The 17,882-nt window shown below is 73.0% G+C and carries 14 protein-coding genes and 1 tRNA gene; 11 read left to right on the forward strand and 4 right to left on the reverse strand.

Annotated features, from left to right (window positions below):
- Positions 1–173 precede the first annotated feature (173 nt).
- From ACWCP2_RS07525 to mycP, 6 genes are all read left to right on the forward strand, one after another.
- Complete coding sequence (locus ACWCP2_RS07525) at positions 174–1,106, forward strand: FAD binding domain-containing protein (RefSeq protein ID WP_450907648.1); 933 nt, start codon at positions 174–176, stop codon at positions 1,104–1,106.
- Complete coding sequence (locus ACWCP2_RS07530; protein ID WP_450907649.1) at positions 1,103–3,220, forward strand: 2Fe-2S iron-sulfur cluster-binding protein; 2,118 nt, start codon at positions 1,103–1,105, stop codon at positions 3,218–3,220. The genes ACWCP2_RS07525 and ACWCP2_RS07530 overlap by 4 nt, the downstream gene beginning before the upstream one ends.
- Positions 3,217–5,553, forward strand: coding sequence for a xanthine dehydrogenase family protein molybdopterin-binding subunit (locus ACWCP2_RS07535; protein ID WP_450907650.1), 2,337 nt, complete (start codon positions 3,217–3,219; stop codon positions 5,551–5,553). The genes ACWCP2_RS07530 and ACWCP2_RS07535 overlap by 4 nt, the downstream gene beginning before the upstream one ends.
- A gap of 146 nt (positions 5,554–5,699) precedes the next feature.
- A complete protein-coding gene (locus ACWCP2_RS07540; RefSeq protein WP_450907651.1) occupies positions 5,700–6,200 on the forward strand; it encodes a hypothetical protein in 501 nt (166 codons plus the stop codon).
- Entirely contained in the window at positions 6,200–7,702 is a 1,503-nt protein-coding gene (locus tag ACWCP2_RS07545) for a WXG100 family type VII secretion target (RefSeq protein WP_450907652.1), read from the forward strand. The genes ACWCP2_RS07540 and ACWCP2_RS07545 overlap by 1 nt, the downstream gene beginning before the upstream one ends.
- 132 nt (positions 7,703–7,834) lie before the next feature.
- Entirely contained in the window at positions 7,835–8,890 is a 1,056-nt protein-coding gene (gene mycP, locus ACWCP2_RS07550) for a type VII secretion-associated serine protease mycosin (protein ID WP_450907787.1), read from the forward strand.
- Between the two features lie 325 nt (positions 8,891–9,215).
- On the opposite strand, the gene ACWCP2_RS07555 is transcribed toward mycP, so the two are convergent.
- Positions 9,216–9,287: transfer RNA gene (locus ACWCP2_RS07555), tRNA-Cys, on the reverse strand.
- A gap of 203 nt (positions 9,288–9,490) precedes the next feature.
- Between ACWCP2_RS07555 and ACWCP2_RS07560 the strand changes: the two genes are divergently transcribed.
- From ACWCP2_RS07560 to ACWCP2_RS07580, 5 genes are all read left to right on the forward strand, one after another.
- Positions 9,491–11,071: an MFS transporter gene (locus ACWCP2_RS07560; RefSeq protein ID WP_450907653.1), complete on the forward strand. Its 1,581-nt coding sequence runs from the start codon at positions 9,491–9,493 to the stop codon at positions 11,069–11,071.
- A gap of 367 nt (positions 11,072–11,438) precedes the next feature.
- Positions 11,439–11,753: a hypothetical protein gene (locus tag ACWCP2_RS07565; RefSeq protein WP_450907654.1), complete on the forward strand. Its 315-nt coding sequence runs from the start codon at positions 11,439–11,441 to the stop codon at positions 11,751–11,753.
- 192 nt (positions 11,754–11,945) lie between these two features.
- Complete coding sequence (locus ACWCP2_RS07570; protein WP_450907655.1) at positions 11,946–13,730, forward strand: DEAD/DEAH box helicase; 1,785 nt, start codon at positions 11,946–11,948, stop codon at positions 13,728–13,730.
- Between the two features lie 415 nt (positions 13,731–14,145).
- On the forward strand, positions 14,146–14,787 hold the full coding sequence (locus ACWCP2_RS07575; protein ID WP_054222485.1) for an IclR family transcriptional regulator: 642 nt from the start codon (positions 14,146–14,148) through the stop codon (positions 14,785–14,787).
- A gap of 125 nt (positions 14,788–14,912) precedes the next feature.
- Positions 14,913–15,710, forward strand: coding sequence for a S16 family serine protease (locus ACWCP2_RS07580; RefSeq protein ID WP_450907656.1), 798 nt, complete (start codon positions 14,913–14,915; stop codon positions 15,708–15,710).
- Here the strand turns inward: ACWCP2_RS07580 and ACWCP2_RS07585 are convergent.
- Genes ACWCP2_RS07585 through ACWCP2_RS07595 form a run of 3 tightly spaced genes read right to left on the reverse strand, consistent with a single transcriptional unit; the run spans position 15,640 to position 17,847 of the window.
- Positions 15,640–16,980, reverse strand: a complete 1,341-nt coding sequence (locus tag ACWCP2_RS07585) for an MFS transporter (protein ID WP_450907657.1) — start codon at positions 16,978–16,980, stop codon at positions 15,640–15,642. The two genes, ACWCP2_RS07580 and ACWCP2_RS07585, sit on opposite strands and share 71 nt — an antisense overlap.
- Positions 16,977–17,231 carry a hypothetical protein gene (locus ACWCP2_RS07590; protein ID WP_450907658.1) on the reverse strand — a complete coding sequence of 85 codons (255 nt, stop codon included), beginning with the start codon at positions 17,229–17,231 and terminating at the stop codon, positions 16,977–16,979. Before ACWCP2_RS07590 ends, ACWCP2_RS07585 begins: the two co-directional genes overlap by 4 nt.
- Before the next feature lie 37 nt (positions 17,232–17,268).
- Positions 17,269–17,847 (reverse strand): helix-turn-helix domain-containing protein, encoded by a 579-nt coding sequence (locus ACWCP2_RS07595; RefSeq protein WP_450907659.1) that lies wholly within the window; start codon positions 17,845–17,847, stop codon positions 17,269–17,271.
- Positions 17,848–17,882: the final 35 nt, after the last annotated feature.

Genomic DNA, 17,882 nt, shown 5'->3' on the forward strand with positions numbered 1-17,882 from the left:
GTGCCCCGCGGGGGTGGTGCGCCGGTGGTGCGCCGGTGGTGCGCGGGCGGTGGACCCTCGCGTCAGGTGCTCCGGAAGATGTGCCAGAGTTGCCACCTCCCGGCGGTGAGCACGTACCGTACGGCGGACAGGCGTGAGCGCCGGGACCGGGACATCGGGAAGGGGCAGCTGGGTTGACCACGCACGCACCGCACGCACCGCAGGCACGGGACTCGTCCCAGGGGCCCCGCAGCGACCCGCGGGCGGGGAACGCGGCGCAGTCCGTGACGCTGCCGGCCTCGCTCGACGAGGCCGTGGCGGCGCTCGCGGCCATGCCCGCCGCCGTCCCCGTGGCGGGCGGCACCGACCTCATGGCCGCCGTCAACGCGGGACTCCTGCGCCCCGCCGCCCTGGTGGGCCTCGGCCGGATCAACGAGATCCGCGGATGGCAGTACCAGGACGGCCACGCACTGCTCGGCGCCGGCCTCACGCACGCGCGCATGGGCCGGCCCGACTTCGCCGCCCTGATCCCGGCCCTGGCCGCCGCCGCGCGCGCCGCGGGCCCGCCGCAGATCCGCAACGCCGGCACGCTCGGCGGCAACATCGCCACGGCCGCGCCGACGGGTGACGCGCTGCCCGTACTGGCCGCGCTGGAGGCCGTGCTCGTCATCGTCGGGCCCGGCGGATCCCGGCGCGAGATCCCGGTCTCGCACCTGCTCGCCGGCCGGGAGATGCTCCGCCCCGGAGAGCTGATCGGCTTCGTGCGGGTGCCGTTGCTGCACGCGCCGCAGGTCTTCCTCAAGGCCACGGGCCGTACGGGCCCGGGGCGCGCGATGGCGTCCGTGGGGCTCGTACTGGACCCCGCGCGCCGGGGTGTGCGCTGCGCGATCGGCGCGGTCGCCCCGATGCCGCTGCGGCCGCTGGAAGCCGAGCAGTGGGTTGCTTCGTTGATCGACTGGGACGGGGACCGCAGTCTGGCCCCCGAGGCGCTCGAGGCCTTCGGCGAGTACGTCGCGGCGGCGTGCGTGCCCGACCAGGGGGAGCCGGTGGCTCCCGCAGTACTGCATTTGCGGCGGACGGTGGCCGTGCTGGCACGGAGGGCCCTGGGGAGGGCGCTGAGCTCATGAGTGAGAACGACAACACGGGTACCGCGGGGTCCGCGGGACCCCACTGGGGCTGGGAGCCGGTGCCGCACGGCGGCGAGTACGACTCCGACGCGACGGCCTTCGTGAAACTGCCGCAGGACATGCTGGACGCGCTCGGCACCGGGGAGCCCCTCGCGGCCCCCGGGCACGGCTACGTGCCGCCGCCGATGATCGTGCCGCTCGGTTCGGGGAGTACGGATCCCGCGGCCACGGGAACGTGGACGATCCCGGTGCAGTGGCCCGAGGCGGGTTCGGCGGCTCCGGCGGACGCGGGCGCCGGAGCCGGCGCGGACGCGGGCGCGGGTGCGGGGACTTCGGGCACCGCCGTGCGGGCGCCGATCCCGGCGTCGGTGCCGATCCCGGCGTCGGTGGCCGCGGCGTTCGCGGATCCGGCGGCGGAGCCGGTGGCCGAGCCCGTCGCGGAGCCCTACGGGGAGACTTTCGGGGACGCGTTCGGGGACTCGCGCGGGGACGCGCGGGGGGACACGTTCGGGGACGCGCGCGGGGATTCGTTCGGACAGCCCTTCGCGGAGCCGTTCACGGAGCCCTACGCGGAGTCCTTCGGGGAGCCCTACGCGGAGTCCTTCGGGGAGCCCCACGGGGAGCCCTTCGCGGGGAGCCGGGCCGGCGCGCACGAACCGGGGTCGACCGCCGAATGGCGGTTCCCCGAGGCGGCGGCGAGCGACGTGTGGACCCCGGGCGGCGCCGGCGACACGGGCAGCTTCGGGCAGCTCGCGGCTTCGGCCGACTGGAGCCAGGCCCCCGCGACACTGCCGGGCGGGGCCGCGGCCCCGTGGGCGACGCATCCGGACTTCGAGGGTGCGCGCGGGTACGCGGCGCAGCAGCCGGGCGGGGAGGGGGCGGGTTCCGACGGGCTGGATTCCGGACCGCTGGGTTCCGACCCGCTGGGCTCCGGGGTGCTTCCCGGGGGTTCCGTACCGGCCCCGGCCCCGGCCCTGGGGCGCGGGCCCCGTGTGCTGGGCGGCCCGGGCGTCGGTACCCCGCTGGACGGGGAGCCGGTCCACCCGGCCCCGCACGACATCGAAGCCGTCCACGGCCCGGCGCAGGCGCCGGACTCGGGGGAGCGGCAGCATCCGGCGTCCGAGGGCGAGGCCCGGGGTGGCGCCGAAGCCCCGGACGACGGGGGCGAAGTCCGGGACGGGGCCGAGGGCGAAGCCGGGGAGCAGGACGGTCCCCGGGCCGGGGAGCAGGCCGGAGCCGGGGCCGTCGGGGCGGAGCCGGGTGACGGCGCGGCCGTGCCGGCCGCCGGCGGAGCCGGGGCCGCGCCCGCGCCGAGTGCGGACGACGCCGACCTGGCTGTCGAGGCGGCTTCGGCGGGGACGGCCGAAGGGGTTCCGGCCGTGGGGGAGACGTACGAAGAAGAAACCGCCGACGGAGCGGACGCCGGGGCCGTCGCCCAGCACGAGCACCCGTCGGCCTCCTACGTCCTGCGCGTCAACGGGGCCGACCGCCCCGTCACCGGCGCCTGGATCGGCGAGTCCCTCCTCTACGTGCTGCGCGAGCGCCTCGGCCTCGCCGGCGCCAAGGACGGCTGCTCGCAGGGCGAATGCGGTGCCTGCGCCGTGCAGGTCGACGGCCGGCTCGTCGCCTCCTGCCTCGTCCCCGCCGCCACCGCGGCGGGCAGTGAGGTCCGGACCGTGGAAGGTCTCGCGACCGACGGGGAACTGTCGGACGTGCAAGAGGCGTTGTGCAGGTCGGGTGCGGTGCAGTGCGGATTCTGCGTGCCCGGCATGGCCATGACCATCCATGATCTGCTGGAGGGCAACCACGCCCCCAGCGAGCTGGAGACCCGCCAGGCACTGTGCGGCAACCTCTGCCGCTGCTCCGGGTACTCGGGCGTCATCGAGGCTGTGCGCGAGGTCGTGGCCGAGCGCGGTTCGGCGGCGGAAGCCGCCGCCGCGGCCACGGCAGAGGTGCGGATCCCGCACCAGGCCCCGCCGGGCGAGGGCGGGTTCCACGGGATGCAGGGCCATCAGGGCCATCAGGGCGACCAGGGCGACCACGGAACCCAGGGCGACCAGGGACTCTTCGGAGACCACGGCAACCACGGCAACCACGAGGGAGGCACGGCGTGAGCGCCCATGACGCGGCGACGGTCCCGGCAGCCGTCACGACGCCGGCGCCCGAGGGCGCCGCGGAGCCGTCGGAGTCGGCGGTCCCGCGCGGCATCGGCGCGTCCGTCCCGGCCGCCGACACCCGCGCCAAGACCGAGGGCACCTTCCCCTACGCCGCCGACCTGTGGGCCGAGGGCCTCCTCTGGGCCGCCGTGCTGCGCTCCCCGCACGCCCACGCCCGCATCCTCTCCATCGACACCTCCGCCGCCGCGGGCATGCCCGGCGTGCGGGCCGTCGTCACCCACGCCGACGTCCCCGGCGCCACCACGCACGGCCGCCGCATCGCCGACCGGCCCGTCTTCGCGCACGACGTTGTCCGCCACCACGGCGAGCCCATCGCCGCCGTCGCCGCCGACCACCCGGACACCGCACGCCTCGCGGCCGCCGCGATCGCCGTCGAGTACGAGCTCCTCGACCCGGTCACCGACCCCGAACAGGCCTTCGGCGCCCCGGACCTGCACCCCGACGGCAACCTGATCCGGCACATCCCGCTGCGCTACGGCGACCCCGAAGCCACCGGCGACGTGGTCGTCGAGGGCCTCTACCGCATCGGCCGCCAGGACCCCGCCCCCATCGGCGCCGAGGCCGGGCTGGCCGTGCCGCGCCCGGACGGCGGCGTGGAGATCTACACCGCCTCCACCGACCCGCACACCGACCGCGACCTGGCCGCCGCCTGCTTCGGGCTCGACCCGGACCGCGTACGGGTCGTGGTCACCGGAGTTCCGGGCGCGACCGCCGACCGCGAGGACGCGGCGTTCCAGCTCCCGCTCGGCCTCCTGGCCCTGCGCACCGGCTGCCCGGTGAAGCTGGCCGCCACCCGCGAGGAGTCCTTCCTCGGCCACGCCCACCGCCACCCGACGCTGCTGCGCTACCGCCACCACGCGGACGCCGAGGGCCGGCTGGTCAAGGTCGAGGCCCAGATCCTGATGGACGGCGGCGCCTACGCCGACGCCTCCTCGGAGTCCCTCGCGGCAGCCGTGGCCTTCGCCTGCGGCCCGTACGTCGTCCCGCACGCCTTCGTGGAAGGCTGGGCGGTCCGTACGAACAACCCCCCGTCGGGCCATGTCCGCGGCGAAGGCGCCCTGCAGGTCTGCGCGGCCTACGAGGGCCAGATGGACAAGCTGGCGGCCGCCCTCGGCATCGACGGCGCCGAGCTTCGCCTGCGCAACGTCCTGGCCACCGGCGACCTCCTCCCGACGGGCCAGACGGTCACCTGCCCCGCCCCCGTGGCGGAACTCCTGCGCGCGGTGCGCGACCACGAGCTGCCTGCCCTCCCCAAGGACACCCCGGAGGAGGAGTGGCTGCTCCCGGGCGGCCTGGAGGGCGCGGGCGAGCCGGGCGCGGTGCGGCGCGGGGTCGGGTACGGGGTCGGCATGGTCCACATGCTCGGCGCGGAGGGCACCGACGAGGTGTCCACGGCCACGGTGAAGATCGTCGGAGGCGCGGCCACGGTCATCTGCGCGGCCGTCGACACCGGCCAGGGCTTCTCCACGCTCGCCCGCCAGATCGTCCAGGAGACCCTGGGCGTCGACGAGGTCGTCACGGCCCCGGTCGACACCGACCAGCCGCCGGCGGGCCCCTCCGCCCACGGCCGCCACACCTGGGTCTCGGGCGGCGCGGTGGAACGCGCGGCGAAGATGGTCCGTACGCAGCTCCTCCAGCCCATGGCCCACAAACTCGGCATGTCCACCGAGCTCCTCCAGATCGCGGATGGCCGGATCACGTCGTACGACGGCGCCTTCTCGACGACCGTCGCGGAAGCGATGGAGGGCAAGGAGCTCTGGGCGACGGCCCAGTGCCGCCCGCACCCGACGGAGCCGCTGGACGCCGACGGCCAGGGCGACGCCTTCGTCGGCCTCGCCTTCTGCGCGATCCGCGCGGTGGTCGACGTGGACATCGAGCTGGGCTCGGTGCGCGTCGTGGAGCTCGCGGTCGCCCAGGACGTCGGCCGCGTCCTCAACCCCCGCCAGCTGGCAGCCCGTATCGAAGCGGGCGTCGTCCAGGGCGTGGGCGCGGCCCTCACGGAGAACCTCCGCACGGCTTCGGGCCTGATCCGCCACCCGGACCTGACCGGCTACGCCCTGCCCACTTCCCTGGACGCCCCGGCGGTCCGCATCGTCAAACTCGTCGAGGAACGCGACGTGGTGGCCCCCTTCGGCGCCAAGCCGGCGAGCGCCGTCCCGGTGGTCACGGCCCCGGCGGCGGTGGCCTCGGCGGTCCGCGCGGCCACGGGCCGGCCGGTCAACAGGCTCCCGATCCGGCCATCGGCGGCGGTGGCGGCGCCCAACTCGTAACCTTGTGACCCTGATTGCACCTGCAACTCGGAACTTGGGACTGTCGGAGTCTCTCGATAGAGTGCTTGTGGACACTGGCGACGTGCGTGTGCGAATGCGTGCGAAGCGGGTGCGAACGGGGACGACGGGGAGTCGGGGAGGCCATCGTGGCAGTGGACTATGGGCCGGGCGTGTTCGGCGTGGACTTCGGTGTGGGCGTGGCCTCACCAGAGGCTCTGGGTGCGCTGCAGGTCGAGTACGAATCGATGGCTGATTGCAAGAAGCGGGTCGACGGTCTGCTGGAAAAGCTGGAGGGCTCCCCGGCGAGCGACAAGAAACTGGCGCACGGCACCCTCCCGGAGAACTCCCTCGGCGAGGGCTTCGCGGAGGCCAAGCGGCTGTTCACGGCCTACTCGAACGTGCATACGCAGTTGCTTGCGCTGTCCAAGGGGCTGGCTGACCAGATCGAGGGGCTCAGCATCGCCATCCAGACGAGCAAACACGGTTTCGAGGGCGTGGACGAGGACACGAAGCGCCGGATGCTGGCGATCAGCAAGCAGGCCGACGCGAACTACGTCCCGGAACGGGACCCGTTGGCGCCACCGCCGCCGCACGGTTCGGTTGCGCAGGGGACTGGGCAGGGAGTCAGCCAGGGTGAGGGTGTCTGATGGCGACGAACTTTGAGAGTCACACCCACCAGCAGCTGCTGGCCATGCTCGCCTCGGCCGACGCGGAGACCCTCAAGACGCGGGGTGCTCAGCTGACGGATGCCGCGGCGATCATCAAGGAGATCGGCGAGAGTCTCAAGGACCACCGGGTGACCGGCTGGGAAGGTAAATCGGCCACGACCTTCCAGGACTGGGTCAGCCGCACGGGTAACGCGACACTGCGCCTGAGCGAGTACAGCGCCGAGGGCGGCAAGCAGCTGACGCAGGCCAGCCAGGTCGTCATCGAGGTCAAGGCCAACATGCCGAAGTACGACGCGTCGGCGGCCGCCAACCTGGAGGCGGCCCGCGAGTACCACAACGACCCGGACGCGCAGCAGATCGGCCAGCAGGCCCATTCGAAGCTGAGCGGCGACCGGCAGCAGGCGATTCAGCAGATGACGAAGCTGGCGCAGGGGTACGAGGCTTCGGCTACCGGCATGGAGATGGCGGAGATCCCGACGTTTCCGAAGACGCCGGAGGAATTCGTTCCGCAGTTCAGGGATGGCGGGCAACAGTTGGAGCGCTCTTCGAGCGGCTCGACAGGGACCGCTGGTGCCGGGGGATCGTCGTACGTACCGGCAACGGCGGGGCCCGGTGGTTCGTCGTCCGACTTTGGCCCCACGGGTGGTGGGAACGGGCCCGGCCCGACGCCGACGGGCCCGACGCCGACGGGCCCGGCCCCGGGCCTCGTTCCCGTACCCCCTGACCGGGATATTGGTACCGGTCTCGACACCGTCGGCCCGACGCCGAGTGCGACCCTTCCTCCGGCTCCGGGAGTACCCGGAGGCCCGAGTCCGGTTGGTCCGGGTGGTGGCGGTTCGGGGGTCACCCCCGGCGGGTTTGTCCCACCCTTGACGCTCCCACCGGGTCGTGGCGCATCAAAGCCGATCGGGGGTGTCGGCCCTGGCGGCTTCGTGCCCGGTGGGACCATCCCCGGTCCCAGTGGGATCGGCGGGAAGGGTGGTGGACTAGGCGGTGTTGTAGGCCTGCCTCCGCGCGACACCGGGATCTCGGGTGGTCGGCCGGTCACTCCCGGAGGGCCTGGCACGAGCATTCCCCGTGGCACGGTCATCGGTGCTGAGGGCGCCCAGGCGGGCGGTCGCGGTGTGGGCATGGGCGGTGGCATGGGTGTGGGCGGTGGCGGAGCGCACGGCGGGCTCGGCAACCCCATGGCCGGTCGCCGCCTCGCCAGCGAGCCGGGCGGTGTCTTTGGCGCGGGACAGCGGGGTGCGGGTGGTCGCGCAGTGTCGGGTGGCCAGCCGTTTACACAAGGTGGCTCCGGGCTGGTTCGCGGCGGTTCGGGTGCTGGTGCGGTAGGCGGTCCCATGGGCCACGGCGGCGCTGGTGCGCATGTTCCGGGCCGGCGGAGTGAGGGTCGGCAGGGTGAGCGCCCTGACTACCTGGCTGAGGACGAAGAGACGTGGCAGGGCGATGGTCGTGTCGTTCCGCCGGTGATCGACTGAGTGGAGCGGACGTTGCACGGGATGCGTATGCGCAGGGCGACCGCAGCCTTGGCAGGCTTTCTGCTGGCTGGGGTTGCCGCAACCCCAGCCCATGCAGAAACGGTTAGGGCTCAGCAGTGGCATCTCACCTTGATGAAGGCCGATGAGATCTGGAAGATCAGCACCGGCAAGGGAATCACGGTCGCTGTGATCGATACGGGTGTCGGCCGCATCCCCGAGTTGGAGGGGCAGGTTCTCCCTGGCAAAGACCTTGCCACGGAGAACAAGGGCGACGAACGTACCGACTATGGGAAACACGGCACCACCATGGCTGCGTTGATCGCAGCGACGGGTAAGCATCCAAGCGGTGATGGGTCCTTCGGACTTGCGCCAGGAGCCAAGATCCTTCCGGTCCGTGTCCCGCATGAGTCTCGCGAGACGGCTCCTTCCTGGACCGAGGCGATCCGCTATGCGGCGGATTCGGATGCCAAGATCATCAACGTCTCGCTGGGCATGTCCAAGGATGACCCCGCTCGGCTCGATGCCGTTAAGTACGCCCTCTCCAAAGGGAAGTTGATCTTTGCTTCCGTTGGTAATGAGGGTGATGCAGGAAACAGTGTCCTGTACCCGGCTGCGACGCCAGGCGTGGTCGGCGTTGGTGCCATCGACAGGAACGGGAAAGCAACTGCCGAGTCACAGCACGGGTCCCAGGTCGACTTGACTGCCCCGGGGGTCGACATCGTTACGGCCTGTGCCAGCGATACCCAACTGTGCAAGAACCACGGCACGAGTGACGCCACCGCCCTCGCCTCCGCCTCGGCCGCGCTGATCTGGTCCGCCCACCCCGACTGGACGAACAACCAGGTGCTCCGGGTCATGATGAACACCGCGGGCAAGCCCGTCGACGGCGCCGAGCGCAGTGATTTCATCGGCTACGGCACCGTCCGCCCCCGCATCGCGGTACCCAACCCCGGCGACCCCGGCCCCGCGGACGTCTACCCGCTCCCCGACCTCGCCGCAGCCGGCGGCAGCGCCGGGACGAAGGCCCCCTCGGCTCCCTCCTCCGGCCAGGCGGCGACTCCCGCCCCCCAGGCCGCGGCGAAGGAAGAGGGCGGCAGCAGCCTGCCCTGGCTCGCGCTCGGGCTCGGTGCCTGTGTGCTCATCGGTGGAGCCGTCACCGCGGTTGCCCTCCGGCGCCGGAGCCGCTGACCTGGGCAGCACCATCAGACCCGTTCGACGAGGAAGGGTCCCGATCCGGAGCTCGACCAGGACCACATCGGCGAGGTCGGCTCCGAGGCCTGCAAGCTCCACACCCGGCTCTCCGCCGACGGCAAGCACGCCGCCGCCTCCACCGCGGAGGCGGCCGACGTGCTCACGCACGGGTTGGTGGCGGACGCTTCAGCGTGGGCGGACAACGGCGCGGCCGGCGGCATGCTCGTACCGGCCAAGTGGGACGGCAACTGAGACGAACGGCCGGATGGGCGGCACCCCGTGTGGGGTGCCGCCCATCCGTCATGGCTGGTCGGGCCATCAGAAGCCGTGACCGGAATCGAACCGGCGTAACTCGCTTTGCAGGCGAGTCCCTCAACCACTCGGGCACACGGCTGGGTGGTGGTGATGTGTATGACCGTACGAGGGGGAGGGAGGGTGGGGAAGGGTTTCGGGGGGCGTGCAATGCGACTGCCATGCTGCGTTCACAGAGTGCGGTGAGCGGGTGGGCGCGGGACCTTTGGCCTAGGGCTGGGGGCGGGGGTGGGATCGGTCGGAATGACAGGGTCGAAAAGGCGGTACGGGCCTTACTCTGGGGCGATGAGCGTCCTCCCCCCGCGAGCTGCTGCCGCACCCGCCGAAGCGATACCCGACGACCCGAAGGACGGGATCCTCGGGCCCGCGTACCGGACGCTCAGCATCGGGATCATCTCCGTTGTCTTTCTGATCGCCTTCGAGGCCACCGCCGTCGGGACCGCCATGCCGGTGGCCGCGCGGGAGCTGGACGGGATCGCGCTCTACGCCTTCGCCTTCTCCGCCTACTTCACGACCAGCCTCTTCGGGATGGTGCTCTCCGGGCAGTGGGCCGACCGGCAGGGGCCGCTGCGGCCGCTGGCCGTGGGGATCGTGTGCTTCGCGGCCGGGCTGGTGTGTTCCGGGACCGCCGGGGCGATGTGGATGTTCGTGCTCGGGCGGGCCGTTCAGGGGTTCGGGGGCGGGCTGGTGATCGTCGCGCTCTACGTGGTCGTCAGCCGGGCCTACGAGGAGCGGCTGCGGCCCGCGATCATGGCGGCCTTCGCGGCGAGCTGGGTCGTGCCGTCGATCGTCGGGCCGCTGGCCGCGGGGACGGTGACCGAGCACCTCGGGTGGCGCTGGGTCTTCCTCGGGATCCCGGCGCTGGTCTTCGTACCGCTGGCCGTGGCGCTGCCGGCGATCCGGCGCAATGCCTCCGGGCCGGTGGATCCGCTGGCTCCGCCCGTGGCGTTCGACCGGCGGCGGATCCGGCTGGCGCTGGGGATCTCGGCCGGGGCGGGGCTGCTGCAGTACGCCGCGCAGGACCTGCGGTGGCTGTCGCTGCTGCCGGGGCTCGCGGGGGCGGCCCTGCTGGTGCCCGCGGTGCTGGGGCTGCTGCCGCGCGGGACCTACCGGGCGCGGCGCGGGCTGCCGTCGGTGGTGCTGCTGCGGGGTGTGGCGGCGGGGTCGTTCATCGCGGCGGAGAGCTTCGTACCGCTGATGCTGGTCACGCAGCGGGGGCTGAGCCCGACGCTGGCCGGGTTCTCGCTGGCGCTGGGCGGGGTGACCTGGGCGGGCGGCTCGTGGGTGCAGTCGCAGGGGCGGGCGGCGCCGTACCGGGAACGGCTGATGGTGCTCGGCATGATCATGGTCGCCGCGGCGATCGCCGGGGCGCCGGCGGTGCTCGTGGAGTGGGTGCCGGTGTGGATCCTCGCGCTGGTGTGGGCGCTGGGGTGCCTGGGGATGGGGCTGGTGATCGGCTCCACTAGCGTGCTGCTGCTGAAGCTGTCGGCGCCGGAGGAGGCGGGGGCGAACTCCGCCTCGCTGCAGATCTCCGACGCGCTGGCGAACGTGGTGCTGCTGGCGGCGGGCGGGGCGGCGTTCGCCGCGCTGGGCGGGGGAGCGGTGGGGGCTTCGCACTCCGTGGCGGAGGGTGCCGGTGCCTCGCACCCCGGTGCCTTCGTGGTGGTGTTCCTGCCGATGGCCTGCGTGGCGCTGGTGGGGGTGTGGGTCGCCACCCGCCTGGACCTCGTCCCGGGGGCATGGCGGGGACCCGGCCGGACCGGGTCTGTGGCCGGAGCCGGGCCCGTGACCGGGTCTGTGGCCGGAGCCGGAGCCGGAGCCGGAGCCGTGACCGGACCGGGCCCGTGCCCGGAGCCGGGCCCGTGACTGGGTCTATGGCCGGAGCCGGAGCCGGAGCTGGAGCTGGAGTCGGGTCCGTGGCCGGAGCCGGGCCCGCGGCCGGGTCCGCGGCCGGGGCCGGGGCCGTGACTGGGTCTGTGGCCGGAGCTGGAGCTGGAGTCGGGTCCGTGGCCGGAGCCGGGCCCGTGACTGGGGTGGAGCTGGAGCTGGAGCCGGGCCCGTGACCGCGTCTGTGGCCGGAGCCGGAGTCGGGTCCGTGGCCGGGCCGGGGGCGGGGGACGGGGCCGGCTCCGGGACCGCCCCCGGCTCCGGGACCGCCCCCGGCTCCGGGACCGGAGCAGGGGCCGAGGACAGCGTCACAGCCTGAGCGGAGCACCGGGGGGTCGTCGGGCCTGTGTTCGGGACCTCCGCGTACGAGGACACCTTCGAGCAGGCGGGCGTGCTGCCGCACGGGATCGCGACGAACCATCCCCCCGTCCCTCGCCGACGGGAACAGTCGACGAGGACAGTCGACGGGAACAAGCGCGCCGCCTGGCTCGCCGCCGCGACCTTCCTCGCCCTCAACGGAGCCGATCTCGGGGATCTCGGTGATCTCGGGGACGGCGGGCAGGGCGTGGCGTACGGCCTGGTCATCGGCGTGGCCGCCGGGGACGAGGAGCACGTCGGGCGGATCGTGGAGCGGCTGCGGGCGCCGACCCGGCGAGTGTGACGCTCGCCGCACGCGCCGAGGTCACGGGCCTGTCCCTCCGCGAGGGGCGGGCCGGGGCCGGTAAGGTGGCCCGGTTGTCCTACGTACGACTGCCCGTACCGCCGGCCGTACCGACGCCCGGACCGCACGCCCGGAAGATGCCCGGACGCGCGCCCGGAACGGAAACGCCGCCGAGAGACCGAACCGGAGACCGTGACTACTACCGCCTCCCACCACCTCTCACCCGCCTTCCCCGGCCGCGCGCCGTGGGGTACCGCCAGCGCCCTGCGAGCTTGGCAGCAGGGTGCGCTGGACCGGTACCTGGAGACCCAGCCGCGCGACTTCCTCGCCGTCGCCACCCCCGGCGCCGGCAAGACCACCTTCGCGCTGACCCTCGCGTCCTGGCTGCTGCACCACCACGTGGTGCAGCAGGTGACCGTGGTCGCGCCCACCGAGCACCTGAAGAAGCAGTGGGCGGAGGCCGCCGCCCGGATAGGGATCCGCCTGGACCCCGACTACTCCGCCGGTCCGCTCAGCAAGGACTACCACGGGGTCGCCGTCACGTACGCGGGTGTGGGCGTGCGGCCGATGCTGCACCGCAACCGGTGCGAGCAGCGCAAGACCCTGGTGATCCTCGACGAGATCCACCACGCCGGTGACTCGAAGTCCTGGGGCGAGGCCTGCCTGGAGGCCTTCGACCCGGCGACCCGGCGGCTGGCCCTCACCGGTACGCCCTTCCGGTCCGATACGAATCCCATTCCCTTCGTGGCCTACGAGGAGGGGAACGACGGGATCCGGCGGTCCTCCGCCGACTACACGTACGGCTACGGGAACGCGCTGGGCGACGGGGTCGTCCGGCCGGTCATCTTCCTCTCCTACAGCGGCAACATGCGCTGGCGCACCAAGGCCGGCGACGAGATCGCGGCGCGCCTCGGCGAGCCGATGACCAAGGACGCCATCTCGCAGGCCTGGCGTACGGCGCTCGACGCGCGCGGCGACTGGATGCCGAACGTGCTGCGCGCCGCCGACCAGCGGCTGACCGAGGTCAGGAAGGGCATTCCGGACGCCGGCGGGCTGGTCATCGCCGCCGACCAGGACTCCGCGCGGGCCTACGCCAAGCTCATTCGGGAGATCACCGGGAGCAAGGCCACCGTCGTGCTGTCGGACGACACCGGTGCCTCGAAGCGGATCGACGAGTTCGCCGCGAGCAACGACCGCTGGATGGTCGCCGTCCGCATGGTGTCCGAGGGCGTCGACGTACCGCGGCTCGCGGTCGGCGTGTACGCCACCACCATCTCGACCCCGCTGTTCTTCGCGCAGGCCGTCGGACGCTTCGTGCGCTCGCGCCGGCGCGGCGAGACGGCCTCGGTGTTCCTGCCGACCATTCCCTACCTGCTGGGCTTCGCGAACGAGATGGAGGTCGAGCGCGACCACGTCCTCGACAAGCCGAAGAAGCAGGGCGAGGAGGACCCGTACGCCGACTCCGAGAAGGAGATGGAGGAGGCGAACAAGCAGGAGGACGAGGACACCGGCGACGAGGAGCAGATGTCCTTCGAGGCGCTGGAGTCCGACGCCGTCTTCGACCGGGTGCTGTACGACGGCGCCGAGTTCGGGATGCAGGCGCACCCGGGCAGCGAGGAGGAGCAGGACTACCTCGGCATCCCCGGGCTGCTGGAGCCCGACCAGGTGCAGATGCTGCTCCAGAAGCGGCAGTCGCGGCAGATCGCGCACAGCAAGCGCAAGCCCGACGGCGAGGCGGACCTGCTGGAGCTGCCGGCCGAGCGGCGGCCCGTGGTCTCGCACAAGGAACTGCTGGAGCTGCGGAAGTCGCTCAACACGATGGTGGGCGCCTACGTCCACCAGAGCGGCAAACCGCACGGCGTGCTCCACACCGAACTGCGCCGCGTGTGCGGCGGACCGCCGAGCGCGGAAGCCACGGCGGGACAGCTGCGCGAGCGGATCAAGAAGGTCCAGGAGTGGGCCACCCGGATGCGGTGATTTCCTACGAATCCGGCACGGGCGGTGCGGGGAGATTTGTACGGCCCCCGCCCGCCCGGGCCCTCGTACCGGGGACGCCGCACCCGTGATGGGAGGCACTGACGGGCCGGCCCGGGCGGCCCGGGGCCAGGGGCCGGCGCACAGCAGGTGCAGGGGGGCCGAAGGTCACGAATCGACGGCGATGTACATTTTCAACCGGCACAAAACGCCAGTAGGCGCCCGGATTCTGGACGAGCCCTTCCGCTGAGCGAACCTGCTCGCTACTGTCCCCGCATCGAACGCCCCGTGGCAACGCCGCCGCGGGAGCGCAGCCGGTGCCATGGCCGCTACCGGCGGCCTCTCCGTGCGTCGCCGAGGGACCGGCGGCGCTATCCCCAGAGAGTCACCGCCGCCCACCGAAAGAGGGAGAGGCGTCGTGACCGCGGAAACCTCCCAGACTCTCGACCGAGGACTCCGAGTTCTCAAACTGCTCGCCGACACCGACCACGGTCTGACCGTCACAGAGCTCTCCAACCGCCTCGGTGTGAACCGCACCGTGGTCTACCGCCTCCTGGCCACCCTCGAACAGCACGCCCTGGTCCGCCGCGACCTCGGCGGCCGCGCCCGCGTCGGGCTCGGAGTGCTGCGCCTCGGCCGCCAGGTGCACCCCCTCGTGCGCGAGGCGGCCCTGCCGGCGCTGCGCTCCCTCGCCGAGGACATAGGCGCCACCGCGCACCTGACCCTCGTGGACGGAACCGAAGCGCTCGCCGTGGCGGTCGTCGAGCCGACCTGGACCGACTACCACGTGGCCTACCGGCCGGGCTTCCGCCATCCGCTGGACCGCGGGGCGGCCGGCCGGGCCATCCTGGCCGCCCGTCAGGGCACGCTCATCGAGCCCGGGTACACGCTCACCCACGGCGAGCTCGAAGCGGGCGCCAGCGGCGCTGCCGCGCCCCTCGTGGGCATCACCGGGCTGGAGGGCAGCGTGGGCGTCGTCATGCTGGCCGACGCCGTGCCCGAGCGGGTCGGCCCCCGCGTGGTGGACGCCGCCCGAGAGGTGGCCGACGCCCTGCGCTAGCTCAGGGCACACCGCCCGGGCCGCCACCGGGCACACAGGCGCACCGCAAGGACACCGAGCCGCGTCCCCGATCACCGGGGGGCGCGGCTCGACCCGTTGCCGGGCACCCGCGCTAGATTGGCCCGGTGCTCTCTCGCCTCACACGTCTGCCGCGTCCCGCCGCCCTCGCCGTCTGCGCCGTGCCCGTGCTCGCGCTGTTCGCCGTCGCGGCCCTCGCCCCGCTGCCCTTCGTGATCGCGCAGCCGGGCCTCACGGCCGACGTGCTGGGCTCCCGCGACGGCAAGCAGGTCATCAGCATCACCGGGGCACCCACCCGCGAGACCACGGGCCAGCTGCGGATGACCACCATCCAGGCCACCGGTCCCTCCACCTCCGTCGCCCTGCCCGAGCTGATCGGCGACTGGTTCGACACCACCCGGGCCGTCATGCCCAGGGAGGCGGTCTACCCGTCGGGCGGAAGCGACAAGGAGATCGAGGAGCACAACCTGGAGGAGATGACCACGTCGCAGTCGACGGCCTCCAAGGCCGCCCTCGGCTACCTCCACAAGGACCCGAAGGACGTGAAGGTCGAGCTGAACCTCGCCGACGTCGGCGGTCCGAGCGCCGGACTGCTCTTCTCGCTGGGCATCGTCGACAAGCTCGACGGGAACGGCAGCGGAGGCGATCTCACCGGTGGCAGGACCATCGCCGGTACGGGCACCATCAGCGCGGACGGCGAGGTCGGCGCGGTCGGCGGGGTGGCCCTGAAGACCCAGGCCGCGCGGCGCGACGGGGCGAGCGTGTTCCTCGTACCGGCCGCGGAGTGCTCGGACGCCAAGTCCGAACTCCCCGAAGGGCTGCGTCTGGTGCCCGTCACTTCGCTGACGGGTGCGGTCGACGCGCTGCGTGCTCTGCAGAAGGGCGCGTCGGTTCCGTCCTGCTGACCGCGGAGGCCGGCGAGGCCGGCGAGGCCGGTCCGGCCGGTGCTGCCGGTGCGGGCGCCTCCATGGTCCGCCAGGACGGGAACACCAGCGGGGAGAGCGTGGCGAGGAAGTACACCCCGCCGAACGCCAGCAGCGCCGTCGTCACCCCGAAGCCGTCGATGAGCAGCCCCGCGGCCAGTCCGCCCAGCGGCATGGTCAGTTCACAGCCCGCCTGGGTCACGCCCGAGACCCGGCTGCGCAGGGCGTCGGGCACCTTCTCCAGCATCACCGTGGTCAGGATCGGGTTGAGCACGCCCGCGCCCAGCCCCGACAGGGCCATCGTCACCGCGAGCGGCAGCGGGGTGTCGGTGAAGGCGGCGACCGCGTAGCGCGGTGCCCCGCAGAGCAGGAACGCCGCGGCGAACACGGCCCTACGGGGGAACCGCCCGCCCCAGGCTCCGTAGAGCAGGGCCCCCAGCAGGGCGAACCCGCCGAAGAGGGCGATCATCAGGCCGAGCGCGGTGGGTCCGCCGAGGGCGTCGCGGCCGTGCACGGGCAGCAGGACCGAGGACCAGCCCTGGTCGAGGCCGTTGGTCATCATCACCATCACCGTGATGCCGAGCAGCAGCCGGGCGCGGGTCAGGAACCGCCAGCCCTCCGCGAGTTCGGCCCGGTAGCCGGCCAGGGACGCCTTCGTGGCGGCGCGCTGCGGCTCGGCGGCCGTTATCCCGCGCAGGAACGCGGTGACCAGCAGGGCGGAAGCGCCGAAACTGGCCGCGTCGAGGAGCAGGACGGACTCGGCGCCGATCGTGGCGATCAGTACGCCGCCCACCGCGGCCCCGATCATGCGGGCTCCGCGCGAGACGGCGTCGTAGAGGCTGGCGGCGCGGGCGATGGTGGTGCCGGCGTGCTCGGCGAGGTGGGGGAGCAGGACGTAGCGCGCGGTCAGTCCGGGGGTGTGCACGAGGCCGCAGACGGCCATCAGCGCGCACAGCATCCAGAACTCCAGCAGCCCGGCGTGGTGCAGCAGCGGGACCGCGGCCACGGACAGGCCGCACACCAGGTCGGAGACGGCGGAGACCCGGCGGCGCCCGAGCCGGTCGATGACCGGGCCCCCGACGAGGGCGGCCACCGCCACGGGCAGGGTGGCGCAGAAGGCGACGATCCCGGCCCGGCCGGCGCTGCCGGTGGTCTGGAGCACGAACCAGGGGACGCCGATGAGGGTCAGCGAACTCCCGGCTATCGAAATCGTGTTGGCGAGCAGGACGGCGGTGAAGGGGCGACGGCTCACGCGATGCCGCCGTGCGGGCGGGAGATACGGGTGTTGCGGGTGATGCGTGCGTGCAGGTGCGCGGGCTGGATCAGGCGGATGCCGAGCGCGATCAGGGTCTCGCCGAGCTGGTTGCGCAGGGCGGGGGCGCGGAGCCGGGGAACGCGGGGGGTGTGCGGCGCGGCCTCCCGCGCGCGGCGCCAGGCGGCGGCCTCGGCGGTGCGGGTGGCGTGGGTGTCGGCGTGGATCCGGGCATGGCTGAAGGCGTGCACGGCAGGACTCCTTCTGCGAAAGGGGTGGTGGAGGGGGCTACTTGGTGCGCACCGGGAAGGCATGCGTGTGGACGCGGACCGTCTCCGTGCCTTCCGAGGACGGCAGATCGCGGTAGCTGTTGATCAGGTCGTGCATTTTGAGGACCAGCTCGTGGCTCTGCTCGGGGGTCAGCTGGAGCGAGAAGTCGCTGAGCTCGGAACTCCGGCGCCACTCCAGCGACCAGGTGTGCGCCTCGCCCAGCCAGGAGGACAGCTCCTGTTCGTGGATCTTCACGATCTCCGCGAGGAAGACCTCCGCGGCGCCGCGCGTGGCCGGGTCGGTGTCGTAGACCAGTGCCTCGTCGAAGATCGTGCCGTCCTGGCAGGGCTGCCACCAGCGCTCACGGCCCTTGCCGTGCTCGGGGGCGTCCTCGACGAACCCGTACGCGGCGAGCTGGCGCAGGTGGTAGCTGGTGGCCCCGCTCGATTCCCCTAGCCGCTGGGCCAGTTGCGAGGCGGTGGCAGGCCCGTGCAGGCGCAGGTCGCCCAGCAGGCGGATGCGCAGCGGGTGGGCCAGGCCGCGCAGGGAGTGGGCGTCGAGCTTGCGGAGCTGCGGTTCGGCGTTCTTCTCGGGCATGCCTCAACAGTAGAGTTGCAAAGAACTCTCTGCAA

The organism is Streptomyces sp. NPDC002104 (assembly GCF_053593795.1).